This window comes from Flavobacterium orientale (genome assembly GCF_014638005.1).
Classification (GTDB): domain Bacteria; phylum Bacteroidota; class Bacteroidia; order Flavobacteriales; family Flavobacteriaceae; genus Flavobacterium; species Flavobacterium orientale.
In genome coordinates this window covers 40080-59710 of the sequence record NZ_BMFG01000004.1, presented here as the reverse complement: position 1 = coordinate 59710, position 19631 = coordinate 40080, and the positions used below count along the sequence as shown (strand labels likewise).

General features: G+C 34.6%; 12 protein-coding genes. 1 reads left to right on the top strand and 11 read right to left on the bottom strand.

Annotated features, from left to right (window positions below; genetic code table 11):
• Positions 1-109: 109 nt before the first annotated feature.
• From IEV15_RS06360 to IEV15_RS06330, 7 genes are all read right to left on the bottom strand, one after another.
• A complete protein-coding gene (locus IEV15_RS06360) occupies positions 110-925 on the bottom strand; it encodes a T9SS type A sorting domain-containing protein (protein ID WP_188361683.1) in 816 nt (271 codons plus the stop codon).
• A gap of 180 nt (positions 926-1105) precedes the next feature.
• Positions 1106-2431, bottom strand: coding sequence for a T9SS type A sorting domain-containing protein (locus IEV15_RS06355; protein ID WP_188361682.1), 1326 nt, complete (start codon positions 2429-2431; stop codon positions 1106-1108).
• Between the two features lie 13 nt (positions 2432-2444).
• Positions 2445-5687 (bottom strand): pectinesterase family protein, encoded by a 3243-nt coding sequence (locus IEV15_RS06350; protein WP_188361681.1) that lies wholly within the window; start codon positions 5685-5687, stop codon positions 2445-2447.
• Between the two features lie 22 nt (positions 5688-5709).
• Positions 5710-6789: a pectate lyase gene (gene pelA, locus IEV15_RS06345; RefSeq protein WP_188361680.1), complete on the bottom strand. Its 1080-nt coding sequence runs from the start codon at positions 6787-6789 to the stop codon at positions 5710-5712.
• A 138-nt stretch (positions 6790-6927) separates the two neighbouring features.
• Positions 6928-8706, bottom strand: a complete 1779-nt coding sequence (locus tag IEV15_RS06340; protein WP_188361679.1) for a RagB/SusD family nutrient uptake outer membrane protein — start codon at positions 8704-8706, stop codon at positions 6928-6930.
• A 16-nt stretch (positions 8707-8722) separates the two neighbouring features.
• Entirely contained in the window at positions 8723-11953 is a 3231-nt protein-coding gene (locus IEV15_RS06335) for a SusC/RagA family TonB-linked outer membrane protein (protein ID WP_188361678.1), read from the bottom strand.
• Positions 11954-11992: 39 nt separating this feature from the next.
• Positions 11993-13450 (bottom strand): glycoside hydrolase family 28 protein, encoded by a 1458-nt coding sequence (locus IEV15_RS06330; RefSeq protein WP_188361677.1) that lies wholly within the window; start codon positions 13448-13450, stop codon positions 11993-11995.
• Between the two features lie 233 nt (positions 13451-13683).
• Here IEV15_RS06330 and IEV15_RS06325 point away from each other — a divergent pair, with 233 nt between their 5' ends.
• On the top strand, positions 13684-14706 hold the full coding sequence (locus IEV15_RS06325; protein WP_188361676.1) for a LacI family DNA-binding transcriptional regulator: 1023 nt from the start codon (positions 13684-13686) through the stop codon (positions 14704-14706).
• Between the two features lie 63 nt (positions 14707-14769).
• Here the strand turns inward: IEV15_RS06325 and IEV15_RS06320 are convergent, their stop codons facing one another.
• Genes IEV15_RS06320 through IEV15_RS06305 form a run of 4 tightly spaced genes read right to left on the bottom strand, consistent with a single transcriptional unit; the run spans position 14770 to position 19631 of the window.
• On the bottom strand, positions 14770-16380 hold the full coding sequence (locus IEV15_RS06320; RefSeq protein ID WP_188361675.1) for a UxaA family hydrolase: 1611 nt from the start codon (positions 16378-16380) through the stop codon (positions 14770-14772).
• A gap of 10 nt (positions 16381-16390) precedes the next feature.
• Positions 16391-17863 (bottom strand): tagaturonate reductase, encoded by a 1473-nt coding sequence (locus IEV15_RS06315; protein WP_188361674.1) that lies wholly within the window; start codon positions 17861-17863, stop codon positions 16391-16393.
• Positions 17864-17874: 11 nt separating this feature from the next.
• Positions 17875-19170 carry a TRAP transporter large permease gene (locus IEV15_RS06310; RefSeq protein WP_188361673.1) on the bottom strand — a complete coding sequence of 432 codons (1296 nt, stop codon included), beginning with the start codon at positions 19168-19170 and terminating at the stop codon, positions 17875-17877.
• Positions 19170-19631 (bottom strand): TRAP transporter small permease, encoded by a 462-nt coding sequence (locus tag IEV15_RS06305; protein ID WP_188361672.1) that lies wholly within the window; start codon positions 19629-19631, stop codon positions 19170-19172. The genes IEV15_RS06310 and IEV15_RS06305 overlap by 1 nt, the downstream gene beginning before the upstream one ends.

Sequence of the window (19631 nt, the reverse complement as noted above, 5' to 3'; positions counted from 1 at the left end):
TATAGAATGAAACAAACACAAAAAAACAGTAGTAAAAAATTACTACTGTTTTCCAAAAACTATAAATATTAATTAACTACTCATTAATTTTTTAAAGCACTAAAGTGTCTTAATTTAAAAGTACTTTAACTGATTTTTCACCTTCGTCTGTTTTTACATTCACGACAAAAACACCGGTTTGATTTAATTGGAAATCGGTATCTGATGACGTTGTAAATGATTTTACTAAAGCACCTAAAACGTTATACACTTTAACTTCAGTTGCGGTTAAAACATTTGAAACAAAAACTTGATTTTTGTATGAATGCACTTTTGTAGCAATTTGATCAAAATCGTTAACGCTAAGTGTCTGAGTTGTTCCTAATGCTCCGGTAACTTCAATTTTCATAATATTACAGGCTGCGTCGCAAGAAATATATAGATTTCCACTTGTTCCAGTGTAATTAGCAGTCAATATAAGTCTATCATTTGATGAATCTGAACCTAGTGAACCCACTAAATTTGTTCCGTCAGTAATATAAAGAGTACGAGTACCTGAACCACCAGTTCTAAACCATACTTTAACAGTAACAGGACCAGCAACAGCAAAATAAAAATATCTTTTGGTTGGTGGTGTGGTTACTGGTAGAAAACCTGTTTCATAACTAGATCCATTAAATTTAAATCTTTTTGTAGCAGTAAATCCATCTGGAAATGCTCCAGAATTTTGACCAATTTCCAGTTGACCAGTGTTTGCATATGCATTTCCACTCAAATCTTGTCCAGGGAAGATTCCGAAATTATTTACAACTGTATTTGTAGAATATCCACTATTCTCAGGCCAATCTGTACTATTTCCAAAATCCCAAACTGTTGTCTGAGCATTTGTAGCTGTTGTAGTAATTGCTAAAGCAGCAAACACCATAAAAAGTAATTTTTTCTTCATAATAATTTGTTTTAAAGTTTATTGTTTATTTGTAATACAATCGATTGCATAAAAATAATAGTATTTTTTGTAAATGCAAAAAAAAAGGAGTTAATTTTTATATTTTATTTAATTTTAGGTCTAATTTTTATTTTTAAGGGTGTTTTTATAGCAATTTATCAAAACTATTTTAAAAAAATATTAGTGCTTAATAAATTTTTTAAACACTATTTTTTCGTTGCTTTCTATTTTACAGACATACATTCCCTTGGCCAGTTTTTCTAAATTTAATTGTAGTATTTCGTTTGAAGTAGAATTTTCAGTATAGTTGAAAACTTCTTGTCCATTTAGATTGTAGATCGTAATTTCTGTTTTTCCAAAATTACTTTCAGATAATTCAATATTCAAAATGTCTTTTACTAAACTCGGATACAAACGAATGTTATTTTCATTTTCAATGTCAGCTATTCCCAAAAACGTACATTCATTTGGTGTGATTACACCGGTAGCAGTCACATTTAGCGTTGCTCCTGCTCCACAGGTTGCATCGGTCAAATTGGTGATTACCTCATTTACCGGTATTATCGTAGTGGTATAAGTTGGAGGCGTAACTGTACCAATGTTGGTAGCTCCATTGATACAATTATTAAAAGCAAGTGCCACTGTTCCGCCATCTCCGGGATAGTTGGTATAAACATTTGAAATTCCTGAAAAATCACTGTTTTGAACAAAGCAAGTGGTGTTGTTGATGCCACCACCAAGTCCGAGAGCTCTGGCGTTTGTAACCTCCGTATTATAATAACAATTCAAAATATGAAGCTGAGCATTTCGGGCTCTTGGCATTCTTTCACGACAACCTGTACCCCATAAACAACTTTGAAAAGTCACACTAAAATTGCCATCGGCAGGAGCATCATTTGCCCCTGAACCCACAAGATTTGAAAACCTATGGTCATTTGAACCACCGGAACCACCGGGAACAGGAGGTTTTAAATAGGTGAATTTACACCACGAAACGGTGACATTATCGGTCAATCCTTTGATATCAAAATTACCATCTAAACCATCTTGAAACTCACAATGGTCTACCCATAAATTGGTACATCCGTCGGCAGTAAGTAAATCTTCTCCGTCAATATCATAAGCACCCGGCCCTTCAAAAATTAAATTTCGAATGATTACATTGTTAGAACCCGGTCTGAGATAAATAATTCCTCCGCCAGGATGAGCTAATGTATTACTCACTAATTTTGCACCGGGAAGTCCGATTAAGCTTTTATTGCTAATTATTGCTCTTAACTGTTGAGTTGCCGGTACTGTCAGTACGCCGGAAACCAAAATAACTTTTGAGCCTGCGGATTGCATTTGGGTTCTTAAAGCTGCCCAAGTGGTTACAGTTATAGGGGTGACAGCTCCACCACCGGTAGTTGCAGCCCCATAACCTTGAGGAGTAGCCACATAGTAATCTTGACTAAAAACGTTTATAAAACTAAATACAATAAGAAGTAAAAAATATTTTTTTTTCATAGCCTATAATTTTTTAGTTTGTTATTACTTTAATTGATTTTGAACCATCTTGAGCTTGAACATTTACTATCCAAAGACCAGGAGTCATGTTGAATTTTACATCTTCATTGGTTACAAATGATTTTACTTTTGCACCACTTAAAGCATAAACAGTAACCGTTGTGGTTCCATTTACATTGTTTATATAAATATCTTTATTAGCTGAAAATACTTTTACAGAAGATTGCGGATTAAAATCATTGCTACTCAACGTATCATTGTTTATTAATGAAGGAAGTGGGTCCCAATTATCATTACCTTTTGTAAAATTAAAAGTAGTAATTGCTGTTCCGTCATTCAACACAGGCGTTGTTAACGTAGTTGCCCAACTTGCTCTAAAAGGAATGTTGTTTACCCCTGAATTTTCAATAGTACCAATTTCATACATACCGCTTGAGGTGCCACCAAGTGTGCTCAACCAACCTAACGGCATGATTAAGGATTGATCTATAAACCCGGGATAATTTGAAGTTTCAATAGTAGTGTTGTAAAAAACAACTTCACTGGTATTGGCTTGCCAAGGTCTGCCAAAATAACCCGGTTTTGAACGATACACAGAGGCGGTTTCGATTAGAGGTTGAGCGGTAGTAATCATACATTCGTATAGTAAGAATCCTCTTCCTGATGATTGTTGAGCAGCCGTGATATAAGACAAATCACTAGATTGATCACTGGTATTCATCACCAAATTGGTTTTATAAAAAACAGCGTCCATTCCACCAAAAATAAAGTCAACAGCACCCATTACATCCCCTTTGTAAACAACCACTCGGGAACCTGTACCTCCAAAAAAGGAATCTTGTCGTCCCACTACTCTGCACTTGTTTAAAATGACTTTGTCAATATTGTTTGCAATAGCAATAGCAGCCGCTCTTTCAACAAAAGTTTTATTTTGAACACTTGTGTTTCCGTAATTAATTGGTCTGACACCCGGACTTCCTGAAGACCAAGCCACAACAACATCTTGTGACTCTTTTGTAGAAATATATTGGTTGAATGAATTTTCAAAAATAATTCCTTCTGCTTCAAAACCATTTGCTCGTACCACCACAGTAGCATTCCAATAGGAACCATTTGTTGTTCCTGCACCGGCATTAGTATGCGAATAATTTCCATTAGCCATATTGACATTCAGCACGTCTTGGTTCCATTTTTGATTACTTCCCATACTATAATAATGGTAGCCATGACCGTAATACGAAGTTACTCTAACGGCACCTTCGGTAATATTCACGCCACCGTTAACCAGATTTGTATTAGGTGTTGTAGCTGCATTTTTTAAGGTGATATTGGGTTGGTCAATCACCAGCATTTCTTCATAATTTCCTGAGTCAATCAGAATGGTCACTCGATCTGTAGCTGATCTAACCATGTAGGATACCGCTAATAAAGCTTCGTTAATCGTTTGATAGTCTTTATCCGTTCCCACTGTAATACTCTGACTATAAGCAACATTTGGCACCACTTTTATTTCAGTAAAATAGGTGGTTAATGAAGCGAGACCTCCCACTGTGATGGTTACAAATCCCGGAGTGTTTCCGGTATATGAATATTCAACATTTTCAACAATTGATGTACTGTTTGTAGCTGTAGTAATTGTTGCTCCCCCTTCAATAGAAAAGTTAGCCGTGTAATAATAAGAAACAACCACTTTAAATCCGGGATTGATAGGCACTAAAAGCGTTGCTCCTGTTTTAGCCGTTAAATGTCCGGAAGCCACTACCGTGGTTATTTGTCCGTTTAATTGCATCCCTTTATAAAAAGCTGTCGTGGTTGAGTTGATCACTTTGTCATTAAAAGACCAAACAGTTACGGGTTGAAATTCCAATGATTTAGTTACGGGATTGTTATTGACTACTAAGTTAGAAACCAAACCTAATTCAACCGGATGATTATCTAAGCCATTAAATGAAACTCCATACGTTCCGTTTCGCAAAGCAATTGAAGCTACATTATTGAATTCATACACATAACCACTCTCATTTAAATTTGTAAAAATCAATTGCAGATTACTTGCTTGAGTGGCATTTAAACCCGAAATATTCATAGTAACCGAATGAACCGGTTTTGAGGAAAAAGCTATAGCATGTGTTGTGTTTTCAGCTGGAATAGTCAACGTATTTTCCACTATTTCATAATCATTAACACCACTACCACTAATTGTGTATTGAACATTTGGTTCTAATTGAACCGAATAAGTAGCATTTGCAGTATTAACTATAGGAGAGGGAACATACAAAGAACCACTGGAAGGGTTTGGTACAAAGTTCAAATTCAGATTAGAAATGGACGTTCCTAAACCGGTAATAGTTCCGGTTACCGTATATAAACTTACTGCAGCAATAGCAATCGGATGATTTACTGTTGGCGTAGTAACACCAGTTGTATCAAAACTATCACCACTACTGATAATATAACCGCTGGCGTTAAGCAAGCTAATGGTATACGAATAACCCACAGGTACATTCACACTATAAACACCAGCATTAATTTGAGCCGTCCAAGATTTTCCGGCTTCATTGGTGAATACAATCGAATAACCATCGGTAATTCCAGCAGCTTGAGAAACATCTATAGCTCCGGTAACCGAAGTATAAACGGCATCTTTTCTATATATCCTATAGAAACTTACTTTTGAAGTGGTGTCATAAAAAAGATAATTTCCGGTATATTTTGCCACAAATTTTACTTCAGTCACACTTCCCGCTGTAGCAGTAATTGGAAAAGTATCGGTTTGTAAAGTTGGATTTGATTGGTATACAAAACTTAGCAAACCGGCAGTATCACCTCTGGCGATGATCGTTACTTCGTCATCTTCATTTACGTTTAAAATAAAATACCGCGACGTAGGAGAACCGTTTGAAAGCCCGGCGTTTCCATTACAATATACACGACCATTGTGGGATGCCACACTTGCCACATTATTATCATATCGGGTAATAGCCGTATTGGTTGAACGCAACCGATCACTAGCGGCACCCACCCACGTTAATGGCCCGGAAATAAAACTGACAGGCATGGTGTTAGTAGTAGCAACACTTCCAGGAGTAATTGAAGCATCATACCAAGAATTGATAATGGCTTCATTCAACCGATTGTTGTGTAGCGTATTATCCAATTGTGTGGAACCAAAATCCCAAACATCTGTGGATTGCGAAAAAGTTGCCGTTGTGTAAAACACACAAAAAAGCACTATAAATTGTATTTTTTTTATCATGATTTTTTTTTGAATAGTTTGTTTATTCTAAAGATTTTTTCCATTGGTTATATCGCTTCAAAACTTCTTTAGGTTCGTTGGTATACCAACCATAGCCATTTCTTCGTTCGTGACTGATTTCTGCGATGGTATATTTTTTCTTCCCGTTTCTGTCACAGAAAAAAGGTTTGTTGTCTTTTAACTCCATGAATCTTGCCCACAAAGGCTCTGCATCCGGACTTTCAACTACTACTCTATCGGTTTGATTTCCTTTACTTGTTGGAACCGTTTCAATTTTGATCCCTTCAATTTTGGTTTTGTCAAACCAAGCTACGGCAGCTTCAACTGCCTCTATCACTTCTTTTGAAGGTTTTTCAATTGACATCAAAAGCAACACAATTTTTGCCGATTCTTTTCCACTCAGAGAAGGTAATTCATAATCTCTGGCTTTGGCAGGTGCTAAAGTTTCTCTGTCATGTTGGGCACACCAGGCTGTAAGGACACCATTTTGTTGGTACTGTGTTTTTAAAATGCATTGAATTCCATTATTAAAAGAAACTGAAATTCGTTTTGTGATATCATTGGGTACCTCTATCGAATAATAACCTGTTTTATCTTTTATTTCTTTAAATAAATTCAAGACATTCACCATGGCATTATCGTTATAAGTAATATGTGTATAATAGCCATCCTTTAAAGGATAAAACTGCGGCCAACCGCCATTTTTATACTGTGCAGAAATCAGGTATAACAAACCTTTCAAGAAAGCAGTTTTATACTTTTCTTCCGGAAATTTTTTATAGACTTTTGATAAATATAGTAATTCCTGACAAGTGGCTCCATTGTCAATTGTACAACCCGCTGGGTCTGATTTTAACGTAAGAAGGTTTTGTTTTTCTTTGGCAGAAAGCTCATTTTGCATTTCAACATTTTTAGGCCATCCCCCATTATCTCTTTGATATAAAAGAACATTATCTGCAATTTTCTTTGCTTCTTCTGTTTCAAACCAACTTTCGTCTTTAATTTCAGTTATACTTTTCCAAGTAATTTTTTTGTCTTGGGCATAAATAAAGGAAGAAAATAGTATAAATGCAATTGCGATATACTTAGTATGTTTTTTCATAATTAAAATTTTTAAAAAGAATAGATTCGATCTATAAATTGATGCAAAGAACCATCTATGTTATAACTAAAAACTCATCAATTTGATTTCTAAAATGATGAGTTTTAAGTTTATAGTTATTAATTATTTTAGATGTAATTAATAGCCGTAATCATTAACTAAAGCCCCATTACTTCCATCAAGAAACACTTGCCAAATTGGCCAAAATTGTCTTGTATCAGGATTCAATCTATAAATTGCATTAATTTTTGAATCTGTGATTGCACTCCAAGTGAATGAGGTATACTCTGCACCAGGACTAGTATCTTCACCTCTATTTAATCCGTGAATAATTAATGTTTCATTGTCTTCAGCATATTTAAAATATAATACCGTTGGAACATCTGCATATTCTCCGGTTCTGTCTCTTAAACGGAATAATTTTTCTTTTGCCGCATCAATATTAGAGGCTAATAAATTCCATCGAATTAATGCTTGTTTACGTTCCATTTCTCCTGTAAATTCAAATTTGTGCTCTTCAACAATCGCGTTAAACATTGCTGCTTTGCTAGTTAATCCGTTCACATAATTATCCACTTTTATTGGATGATCTTGTGGTGGGAAAGCTCTCATTCGAATTTCTTTTAAATATATAGCAGCAGATGCAGGACCTTCTAATTCATTTGCTGCTTCAGCAGCCATCATTAAAATTTCAGCATAACGCATGTACATTTTGTTAACACCATCATCATTTGTTGATGTTACAAAACGCGACATCCACTCATAACGGTATTTACCAAAATACCACAAGTTGAAAGCACCTAATTGTTGTTTTGCAAAGCCATTAACTGCAGGACCATATCTATACGGAACACAAGTGACATCTCTTCTACTGTCTGCCTCATCATAATCATAAAAAACATAAGGTAGCGGCCCAGCTTGTCCGCCTCTATTACTACCATTGGCATGATGTTGATTGTTATTAGTATGTCTTACTGCAAACGTAAACAACATTCTTCCTCTACCGTCAGCAAAAGGTAATTCCCATAAAGATTCACCACCTGCAGTAGTTACATCTTGGTTGTATTTTCTCCACAAAGTTTCAAAAGAAGGCTCCAGATGGGCAGTTCCACTTTGAATAACAGATCTACACTCGTTAAGTGCAATTGCATACATAGTAGCTACTGAAAGATCAGGGTCATTACTTCTTCTAATTCCATCAGGATATTGTTGAAATCCACTTGCTGCTAAAGCTAATCGGGCACGTAAACCTTTTACAAATGCTTTGTTTACACGTTCAACACTAGTTGTTTTAGCAATTTCATTTGGCCAAGCTACTAAAGTAGCAGCCTCTTCTAAATCTTGAATCAATTGTTTATAAATGATATCTCTATTCGATTTAGGAATATAAATAGTATTAGTATTTACAGGTTCAAAACGTGCGGGAACATCTCCCCAAGCTTTTAATAAATCAGCATAATATACCGCCCTTAAAGTAAGAGCTTCACCCAATAAATAACCCATTTCTTCATTTGCAGTAGGGTTACCATAGGTACGAAGACCTCTAATACAAATGTTAGCACGTTCAATACCTGAATACATCATTGCCCAGGCATTATTATTTGTGTTCATTTGACTGTTGATTGGTTTTGCGTCATACACACACAAATCCGGATTGTCATTTGAGGTTGTTTCATTTGAGTTGTACCATTCTGTATCGGTATTTAAACCATACCAAGGTAAAAATCTACCTCTGTATGAATTGGTTTCACCAAAAGGAATTTTTATTCCATTAACAGCACCTTCAGCTAAGCCCGGTGTTGAAAAAATCACTGATTCATCTAAAGTTGATTTCGTTTGAGATTCTAAAAAATCATCATTACAGGAAACCAAAAGCAATAGGAAGAATAGTCCTGAGGTTATTAATTTATTTTTCATAATACTATTTTTTTATTTAAAAGTTTACGTTTAATCCTAGTACAAATTGTCTATTTCTTGGATAAGGTGAATAATCTACACCCGGTGTTAATGGTGATGCTCTTCGGGTTGAAACTTCAGGATCTAATCCTGAATAATTGGTTAATATGAATACGTTATTTGCAGTTGCATATATTCTCAATCTGGATATTTTAGTTTTTGAAATAATCGATTCCGGTAATGAATAACCCAATGTAAGCGTGTTAAGCCTCAAAAATGATCCGTCTTCAACAGCCCAGTCAGTCATAACATATCTTGGCATATAAGGAGACCATAAAGAAGTAGTAGCGTTTAACGCTGCTAATGCCGTAGGGTCAGTTACTAATTGACCACTAACAGGGTCTAAATTTGTCCATCTGTTACCATCTGCCATTGTTGTTGTTAAATTTCTATATTGTCCATCAGGAGATGTAATTGTTGCGGTATTATGTTCAATTTTACCGGCATTGTATATATCATTTCCATAGCTCCAGTTGAAAGCCGCTGATAAATCAAAATTATAGGCATTTGCATTAATAGTAAAACCACCGGTACTTGTTGGGTTGGCATTACCAATAACAGTAACATCTTCACCATTAACGACGCCATCTCCATTAAGATCTTTTAATTTCATAGATCCCGGTCTAACAGGCCCAACAATTGTTGATGCATTAGCTACTTCCGGTTTTAAGGTGTAGACACCATCGTTATAATCAAAATCGGATACTTCATAACGACCATCATTTCTATAACCCAACATTAAACCAATAGGTTGACCTACTTGTACAGCAAAATCATTACCAATGGCGGTTGAAGCCCAGTTGGTTGGAACTCCAAAATCACCTAATGTACCGGTTGAATTAATTCTGTTTTTATTCATTCCAATGTTGAATCCAAAACTCAATCCGTAATTTTCTTTTCTAATGGCATCAAGATTTAAAGAAGCTTCAAGACCCATGTTTTGAGTTTCTCCCATATTTCTGAACTGAGAATTATAACCTGAACCCGGTATTAGGAAATTGATTAATAAATCTTTAGTGATATTTTTATACAATTCAAAAGAACCACTAATACGACGGTCGTATAATTCAAAATCTAAACCTAAATTTTGAGAAATCATAGTTTCCCATTTTAAATCGGGGTTAGCCAATACATTTGAAGGTGCCCAAAAATTATCTACACCACTTATCCAAGTAGAATTTGTAGAAAGGAAATTTTGTATGGTTTGACCGGTAGGAATATTGTTATTTCCTGCTTGCCCGTAACTAAATCTTATTTTAAGTGCATCCAACCATGAAACATCTTTTAAAAAATTTTCTTCATTGATTTTCCATGCAACAGCCGCTGAAGGGAAATAGCCCCATTTGTTGTCTCCAAGAAATTTACTTGAACCATCCGCTCTGAATGTTGCAGTAAATAAGTACTTATCTTTTAAATCATAATTAACACGTCCAAAAAAGGACATTAAATTATCTTCAGGATTGTTGAAATTATTAACTGATTGTGGTGTACCTAAAGTAGTTAAGTTTATTGCATTATTAAAAGTAAAGAAGTCAGGGTAACCGTGGATAACAGTTTGTAAATTATTTGATTTATATATAATCGTTTCTTGACCCAATAATAATTTTAATTTATGGTCAGGACTCAATATTTTTTTAAAATCATAATTAAGCGTATTTGCATTTCTAAATCGATTATCATTACGATTACTCATCAATAAAGAAGGTAAACCTTGGTTTTCCGCCGCAGGAATGTTTCGTACATAAAATGTTGAGCGTCCATAAAAACGGTAGTCATCGTTTTTGAAGTAATCTAAACCAACATCGGATCTAAATTGTAGTTCTTTAGTGATTTTGTATGTAATACCACCCAGCATGTTATAATTTCTTCTTTCTTGTAAACGATCATTATCGGCTACTGCTAAGAATGGATTTACTAGATATCCGGCAACGGCCTCATCAGTATCATCATCAGTCAGACCCGGAATTGGAATTGGAGAATAACCAATACTATGTCTTAAACGAGCATCTGCAGATGATGAAAATTCACGTTGTTCGTTGGCCCCTCCACCTTTAATTACTGAATTAGAGTAACGAAATGTGAAATTAAGTTCAATTTTTTCATTAACTTTATTTTTCAAGTTCATGGAAATATTATCTCTTCTAAAATTAGAACCCACCATAATGGTCTGGTCTGTAAATCTTACAAAGTTAAAGTTGTAGTTTAGTTTTTCTGAACCGCCTCTAATTCCAATGTTGTGACTTTCAACAGCACCGTTGCGACCATATATTTCTTTTTGCCAATTCGTATTTGGTGCGTTATCATATTGACCAATTTCACTATAACTTCCAAAAAAGTCTTCATATGAAGGTAAGTCATCTTCAAGTAAAGCATATTCATATTGCCACTTTGCAAAATCAGCCGGTTTAAGAACATCTATTGTATTTGCAATTCTTTTAAATCCGGTAAACATATTATAAGTTACACTCACTTTTTCACCTGATTTACCACTTTTTGTTGTAATTAAAATTACACCATAAGCACCTCTGGCACCATAAATAGCGGTAGATGATGCATCTTTTAATACAGTAACATTCTCAATATCTGAAGGTGCAATTTCATTTATACTATTCACCGGAAAACCATCAACAATTAGTAAAGGTGAAGCATCTTGTGTTAAAGAACCTCCTCCTCTAATTCTAATGTTAATGTCAGAATCAGGCGAACCTTCTGAAGAGGTCACTTGAACTCCCGCTAAACGACCTGTTAGAGCTTCACCCACATTTGCTATCGGTTGTCTTTCAATATCTTGACCGGAAAGTACAGAAACAGCTCCTGTTAAATCTTTTTTTCTTACCGAACCGTATCCAACTAAAACTACTTCCTCCAGAGCTTGTTGATCCTCAACCAATTCTATGGTTAATTTTGTTCGCCCTTTCAATTCTATTTCTTGTGTTTTATAACCAATATAACTCACAACAATTATTGAATTGGCTGATTTTACTTTAAATGAAAAAGCTCCATCAAAATCTGTTGAGACTCCATTTGATGTTCCTTTTTCAATAATGTTAACTCCCGGAATTGATATTTTGTCACCGGAATCAACTACGGTTCCGGAAATTTCAACCACATTTTGGGCAACTACTGAAGCTGCCGAAAAAAAGATTGAAAACACGAATAGTAGCGAAGCAATTCTTATGCTATTCGTAAGTACTAATTTTACTTTCATGATTTGTTTGATTAATTTTTAATTGGGTTAGTTTGTTCTTTAGTCTGCTTGTTCAATTTTTTGATTGTTAATATAGGTATCTATTAATTTTAAATTTGTGACATGTTTTAGCATGAAGTTCTTCTTTACATTTTCAATTTTTACATTTTTAAAAGTGATGTTTTCTATTGGAGAACTTTCAATACCATCGGCAAAAATGGCATACTTACCACCATCTTTAACAGTGATGTTTTCTAATACGATGTTTTTTATTTTTGGTATAAAATCACCATCTCTTTGACCGGCATAAACCGAATAATTCATAGTGATATGTAGAACGGCTTCTTTTACCTTTCCAACTTGAATATTTCTAACATACAAGCCATCTACAACTCCGCCTCTTTTGGTATTTGTTTTCAAGCGAATTGCCCTATCAAGTTGCGGGCTATCCATAAAACAATTTTCTACAAACACATTTTTCACACCTGCAGACATTTCACTTCCTATCACAACACCGCCATGACCATCAATCATTTTGCAGTTTCTAACCACAATATTTTCACTCATAATGCCTACTCGTCTACCTTCGTTATCTCTTCCGGCTTTTATGGCAATACAATCATCACCGGTATTAAAAGTACAATTCTGAATCAGTACATTTTTTGAATATTCAGGATCACAACCATCATTGTTTGGTCCGTGACTGTCAATATTTACACCATCAACTATCACATTGTTACACTTTATTGGATGAATAATCCAAAAAGGAGCATTGATAATTTTCACATCTTTAATAAGTACGTTTTGGCATTCAAAAGGCTCAATAAAATTAGACCGTAAATAATGTCCGTTTCCAAAAACACGTTTTTCAACCGGAACATTGTCATTAGCCATTTTCATCAATGCCGGAAGATTTAAACTGTCTAATTGAGAGGGTTGTCCTTGCACATAACCATAATCTTCAGAAGTTTTACCTTTCCAAGGCCACCAATTTGTTTTATCAGCTTGACCATTTAAAATTCCTTTTCCTGTAATAGCAATATTTTTTTTGTTTTTTGCATAGATTAGAGGCGAATAATTCATTAATTCCATTCCTTCAAAGGAAGTGTGCACTAACGGATAAAAATCATTTGGATTGGTGCTGAAAAGTATTTCTGCACCCTCTTCCAGATGAAGGTTTACATTATTGTCTAAATGAATAGGTCCTGTAAAAAATTTTCCAACCGGTACGATTACTCTGCCTCCTCCATTTTCTGTACAAGCTTTAATTGCTTTTTTAAATGCTTCTGTACAATTGGTTTTTCCATCAGCTACAGCTCCATACGCTAAAATGGAATAGTCTGCATTTTTAAATGTTGGTTCTTTTATGGTTTTTAAAATTTGTTCTAATTGAAGCCAAGGATCTACTTCTTTAGAAGTATTTATTGTTTTATTCGCATTACATGAAAAAAGAAGTGTCAGTAAAATACATGCTGAAAATAGTAGGATAAAAGGTTTTCTTTTGTTTGTAAAATTCATTCTGATGATTTTAATTAATGTAATCGATTACCAAAAATAAATAATACTATAATAATAACCAAGTTTTTTTTTATAAAATTAAAAAAAAGTACTTAAAAAATGGCATATTGATAACACAACCCTTTATTTACTAGTCCTTTTATTATAAAAAAAACAAAAAATTAAATGGAATTGTTACATTTGCGACATACTATATAGAATTTATAACAGAATATTCCTTAGGTTTTTGCTTTATGAAGAAAAAAACAACCATTTATGACATAGCTAAAAAGTTAAATATAACGGCAGCTACAGTTTCAAGAGCCTTAAATAACAATCCAAACATCAGTGATGCAACCCGAGAATTAGTTGTTTCAACTGCTGAGAAAATGAATTATGAACAAAACCGACTGGCTTTAGCTTTAAAAAGTGGTAAAAGTAACAATGTAGGAGTTGTGGTGCCTAGAATAGACAGTAATTTTTTTGGTTCTGTAATTCATGGCATCGAGGAAGAATTGAACAAAAACGGCTATCACGTAATTATTTGTCAAACAGATGGAATTGAAGCAAAAGAAGTAGCTAATATTGAAGCCCTTTTAAACTCACAAGTTGATGGTATTTTGATTTCAACGTCGAGTAATCATACGGCAACATTTGATAGAATTATAAAAAAGGAAGTTCCTCTGGTCTTTTTTGACAGAAAAAAAACCATGAAAAACGTGAGTTCTGTTACAATCAATGACTTTGATGGTGGTTATAAAGCTACGAAACATCTTATTGAAACAGGCTGTAAACGCATAGCCTACCTTTCTGGAGATACTAATATTGAAATTTTTAAAGATCGTTTTTTAGGTTATAAACAAGCTTTGCTAGACAATAAAATAGATTTTAACAAAGAATATGTTGTTCAAACCAAAAGTACGATTGAAGATGGTAGAAAGGCCGTTAGAAAATTAATGAAATCAACACCTCCACCCGATGCTATTTTTTCATCGAGTGATTTTGCAGCTTTGGGTGCTATTCAGGAATTAAAAGCAAAAAATATAAAAATACCTACTGATTTTTCAGTGATTGGATTTAGTAATGAGCCTTTTACGATGTTCATGGAGTTGTCGATCAGCACTATTGATCAGTTTCCGTTAGAGATGGGACGAATGACTGCAAAAGTATTTTTGGAACAAGTAGCCAATTCTGAAAATGTAAAAATTGAAAAGAAAGTAGTTTTAGAACCGGAATTAATTCTTAGAAAATCAACACGGAAAATTACTTCAAAATAATAAAAAATCCGCTTAGAAATGCATCTAAACGGATTTTCAACAATTAATTATCAACAAAAAAAATTATAATGAAACTCCTCGTTTCCAAGGAATAAAATCATCTTGGTTTAATTGGCTTGCTTTAGAAATAATTCGTCCGCTAGCCACTTCTATTATATAGTCTAAAATAGTTTCTCCTACTTCTTCGATTGTTTTTGAGCCATCAATTACAGCACCGGTATCAATGTCAATAATATCACTCATTCGTTGAGCTAATATTGAATTAGAAGCTACTTTAATAACCGGAGTAATTGGATTTCCTGTTGGAGTTCCCAAGCCTGTTGTAAACAAAACAATGGTTGCTCCAGACCCTACCATCGCTGTGGTACTTTCCACATCATTACCGGGCGTATTTAATAAATTTAATCCTGATTCGGTAACATATTCTCCGTAATCCAAAACATCAACCACAGGAGATGTACCTCCTTTTTTTGCTGCACCAGCCGATTTCATCGCATCGGTAATCAAGCCGTCTTTTATATTTCCTGGTGACGGATTCATGTCAAAACCGGAACCGGCATCTACTACTGATTTTTCATACGCTTTCATCAATGATAAAAACTTGTTGGCTTTTTCTTCGGTGACACAGCGGTTCATTAACTCTTGTTCCACGCCACACAATTCCGGAAACTCGGCCAAAATACTTTTTCCGCCCAAAGCCGCTAAAACATCGGACACATGTCCCAACGCTGGATTAGCAGAAATTCCAGAAAAGCCATCCGATCCGCCGCATTCCAATCCAACACAAAGTTTAGATAATGGTGCGGGTTTGCGTTCAATTTGATTGGCTCGTTTTATTGCTTCATAAGAATCTTTAATTATAGTTTGAAGCATGTGATCTACGGTTCCCATTTGTTGTTGTTCGTAGATTATCACTTCTTTATTCAAATTTGGATTGATTGCTTTTAAGGTTTTTTGAAACAATTCAATTTGCAAATTTTGACAACCTAAACTCAAAACAGTTGCACCGGCTACATTAGGGTTGTTGACATATCCGGCAAGAAGTCGGGCTAAACTTTCAGAATCTTGTCGGATTCCCCCACAACCGCCTTGATGTGTGATGAATTTTACTTCAATGTTGTCAAAGGTTGGTTTTTCAACACGTTCGTTTTCTAGGGAAGTTTCCGGATTATTAGAAATTAATGAACGTAAAAGCTGTTTATAAGCATCCGTTTTTTTTGGAACTAATTCTTCGAAAACTTCTTTTAAACGTTCGATATTTTTATTTTCACAAAAAACCAAAGGGAAGAACAACCAAACATTGGCAGTTCCCACTTGTCCGTCACTTCTGTGGTACCCCATAAAAGTTCGGTCTTTCCATTTGTCAACATTTGGTGGATTCCAAGAAGTTGTTTCTGTTTTGTGAGAAACTTTTCCGCTTTGATGTTTTACGTTAGAAGTTGTGATTACTTCCCCTTTTTGAATGGGTTGGCTCGCTTTTCCAATTAAAACACCATACATATAAATGCTGTCACCAATGGCAAAATCAACTTCTGCAATTTTATGTTTTGCTTTTACAGCGGTGGCTGTAATTATTTCTTTTTCTTCAAATGCAATGGTTTCGCCTTGCTCAATGTCGACTAAAGCAACGATTATATTATCTGAAGGGTGTACTTTTATTAATTTCTTTTGCATGGTCGTTTAATTAAGAACGATAGTGATTTTTAAAATTTGTAAATCCAATTTCAATACCGTTATTTTCTATTTCATTTAAAGCAAAAACTAGTGCTTCCGATAAACCGGAAACGTTATTTAAATCTTGTTCCCAAAAATCTAAATTCGAAAGTGTTTGTTTAACTACGTTATTTAAATCATTTGATTTCCAAATAGTTTCAAAATACAATACAATATCTTTTGTGTCATTAATTGGCAGTATTCTCTCTTGCCATTCTTTTTTATAAAATCGAATTAAACAAGCCAGTGAAAATGTCAAATGAACCGGTAATTTTTTATTCAATTCCACATATTCTAACAAACTTGGCAGGACTCTCACTTTAAATTTTGAAACTGAATTTAAAGCAATATCGGACAATTGATGTTTGATAAACGGATTTCTGAAACGATCTAAAATTTCCTCAGCAAAGATATCTAACTCCTCTTTTTCCATTGGAAGTGTTGGGTTGATTTCGTCAAAAATTACTTTGGTTACAAAATCTTCGGTAAAAGGATTGTCTAAAGTTTCTTTCACGGTTTCATTTCCAAATAAAATTGAAAAAGGGACTAGTGCCGTGTGAGCTCCGTTTAAAATACGCACTTTTCTTGTACGATACGGTTGCATGTCCGCAACAATTTTTACATCTAAATTGGTTTTGTGGAACGGTAATTTCGCTTTCAGTTTTTCATCGCCTTCAATAACCCACAAGAAAAAGGGTTCGGCTGTAACCATCAAATTATCTTGATAGTCCAATTTGCTATTGTATTCTTCAATTTCATTTCTTGGATACCCCGGAACAATTCGGTCCACTAACGTATTATGAAAAGAGCAACTTGATGTTAGCCAATTTTTATAACCTTCTTCCAATTGCCATAAATCGGCAAGTTTCAATAAAATTTCTTTTAACGTATCGGCATTGTAATTGATTAATTCACATGGAATAATGGTCAATCCTTTTGAGGTATCACCTTTAAAATAGCTGTAACGTTCGTATAATAAAACCGTCAATTTTGCAGGGAAAGAATTGGGTGGTCGCATTAAAATGGTGTCAGTATCCACATATTCAATTCCGGCTTCTGTGGTGTTCGAGATTACAAACTCCAACGATTCAATTCTTGCTAAAGCTACATAATCGTCAAAATGAGTATAGGTATTCACTCCTTTAACAATATTGGTAATCAATTCAATTTCTTGAATTTTTTCACCTTTTTTTACACCATTCAAAAATAAAGTATACAATCCGTCTTGCTGATTAAGTATTGGCACCAATCCATTATCTAGAGGTTGCACTACCGCTATTCCGGCATTGTAATTCAATTCTTTATTTAAAACTTGAAAAGCATAATCAACAAAGGCCCTCAAAAAGTTACCTTCACCAAATTGTAAAACTTTGATTGGGAGTTTATTCGTGTTTTGAGTAGTGTCTCTATTTAATTGTTTCTTTACAGCATTTGATTCAAACATAAGTAAGGGTATTATAAGTTAAACAATTGTGGCAACCACATTGAAAGTGCAGGTATATAGGTGACTAAAAGCAATGCAAAAATCATTACTAAAAATAAGGGTATCAATGGTTTTATGACTTTTTGGATAGTAGTTTTGGCAACCCCTACTCCAACAAACAATACGGACCCAACAGGAGGCGTACACAAACCGATACTCAAATTAAGCACCATGATAATTCCGAAATGCACCGGATCAATTCCTAATTTGGTGACTACCGGTAAAAAAATAGGTGTAAAAATTAATACTGCCGGAGTCATGTCCATAAAAATTCCAACAAACAACAATAAAAGGTTGATTATCAGAAGAATGATTATTTTGTTGTCACTAATAGACAATAAACTGGTAGTTATATCTTGTGGAATGTTTTCATACGACATTACCCATGACATACTCATTGAAGCACCAATCAACAGCATGACAACCGCAGTTGTCATTGAAGATTCTAAAAGAATTTTCGGTAAATCACGAGTGCGAATTTCTTTGTATACAAAACCTAAAATTAGCGTATAAAGTACCGCTACAGCTGAAGCTTCCGTTGCCGTAAAAACGCCGGCAACGATACCGCCAATAACAATAATCAATAACAATAAACTCGGTAAAGCGGCAAAAAATGTTTTTACCACATTTTTAAGACTGCTTTTTTCTCCCAATTTATATTTTTTCTTTTTTGCCCAGAAATAAGCCAATACCATCAAGAACAAACCGGTCAAAATTCCCGGAATGTAACCTGCTAAAAATAATGCCGCAATGGAAACACCACCGCTAGCTAAAGAATAAACAATCAACACATTACTCGGAGGAATTACAAGACCTAATGTTGAAGAAGTTATATTTACCGCTGCACCAAATTCTTTCGAATAGCCTTCCTTTTCCATTTCAGGACCAAGAATACTTCCCATCGCAGAGGCTGATGCCATTGCAGAACCTGCAATGGCTCCCATTAGCATGGCTCCAATGACATTTATTAATGCTAAACCGCCGGGTAAAGCTCCCACTAATGTTTTAGCAAAAGCAATCAGTCGATGAGCAATGCCGCCTTTGTTCATTAATTGTCCGGATAATATAAAAAACGGAATGGCGAGTAGTGCAAAACTATCCAAACCCGTTCCCATTCGTTGTGAAACTGTGGTAACCGATGGCAATAATGGAATACTAACCAGCATGGTTAATAGCGATGCTATTGAAATACTCCAAGCAACGGGAGTTCCTATGCTTAGAAAAAACACAAAGCTAAATACTAAAACAAAAATTGGTAAATAATCCATTATTTAAGATTTAAAATATCTGAAATTTTATAATATACAATCAACAATCCGCTAAGTGGTATAACAAAATAAATAGCGGCTAAAGGCATTTGCATTCCGGGGGAATATTGATTTAAAGTGTAAGTAATATATACCAATCGGAGTCCGCCAATAAAAAAGGCAAAAAAAGCAAATAATATCACCATTGAAAACACTACAAATTTGAATTTCTTTTGGGTTTCTAAAGAAAATTGTTGTGGTAAAATATCAATTGCCACATGCATATTTTTACCTGAAACATAAGCAGCTCCTAAGACGCCTAACCATATCATTAAATAGCGAGCCAATTCATCTGTAAACGAACTGGGGTTACCCATAATAAAACGAGTAGTAACTTGCCATAGCACATTCAGAACCATAATACTTAAAATTGTAATTAGGGCAACTTCCAGTACTTTATCTACTTTACTTCTAAATTTCAT

What these genes read in the sequence shown, in the direction of transcription:
- IEV15_RS06360 (WP_188361683.1), bottom strand. Translation starts at nt 925, where the DNA reads ATGAAGAAAAAATTACTTTTTATGGTGTTTGCTGCTTTAGCAATTACT.
- IEV15_RS06355 (WP_188361682.1), bottom strand. Translation starts at nt 2,431, where the DNA reads ATGAAAAAAAAATATTTTTTACTTCTTATTGTATTTAGTTTTATAAAC.
- IEV15_RS06350 (WP_188361681.1), bottom strand. Translation starts at nt 5,687, where the DNA reads ATGATAAAAAAAATACAATTTATAGTGCTTTTTTGTGTGTTTTACACA.
- pelA (WP_188361680.1), bottom strand. Translation starts at nt 6,789, where the DNA reads ATGAAAAAACATACTAAGTATATCGCAATTGCATTTATACTATTTTCT.
- IEV15_RS06340 (WP_188361679.1), bottom strand. Translation starts at nt 8,706, where the DNA reads ATGAAAAATAAATTAATAACCTCAGGACTATTCTTCCTATTGCTTTTG.
- IEV15_RS06335 (WP_188361678.1), bottom strand. Translation starts at nt 11,953, where the DNA reads ATGAAAGTAAAATTAGTACTTACGAATAGCATAAGAATTGCTTCGCTA.
- IEV15_RS06330 (WP_188361677.1), bottom strand. Translation starts at nt 13,450, where the DNA reads ATGAATTTTACAAACAAAAGAAAACCTTTTATCCTACTATTTTCAGCA.
- IEV15_RS06325 (WP_188361676.1), top strand. Translation starts at nt 13,684, where the DNA reads ATGAAGAAAAAAACAACCATTTATGACATAGCTAAAAAGTTAAATATA.
- IEV15_RS06320 (WP_188361675.1), bottom strand. Translation starts at nt 16,380, where the DNA reads ATGCAAAAGAAATTAATAAAAGTACACCCTTCAGATAATATAATCGTT.
- IEV15_RS06315 (WP_188361674.1), bottom strand. Translation starts at nt 17,863, where the DNA reads ATGTTTGAATCAAATGCTGTAAAGAAACAATTAAATAGAGACACTACT.
- IEV15_RS06310 (WP_188361673.1), bottom strand. Translation starts at nt 19,170, where the DNA reads ATGGATTATTTACCAATTTTTGTTTTAGTATTTAGCTTTGTGTTTTTT.
- IEV15_RS06305 (WP_188361672.1), bottom strand. Translation starts at nt 19,631, where the DNA reads ATGAAATTTAGAAGTAAAGTAGATAAAGTACTGGAAGTTGCCCTAATT.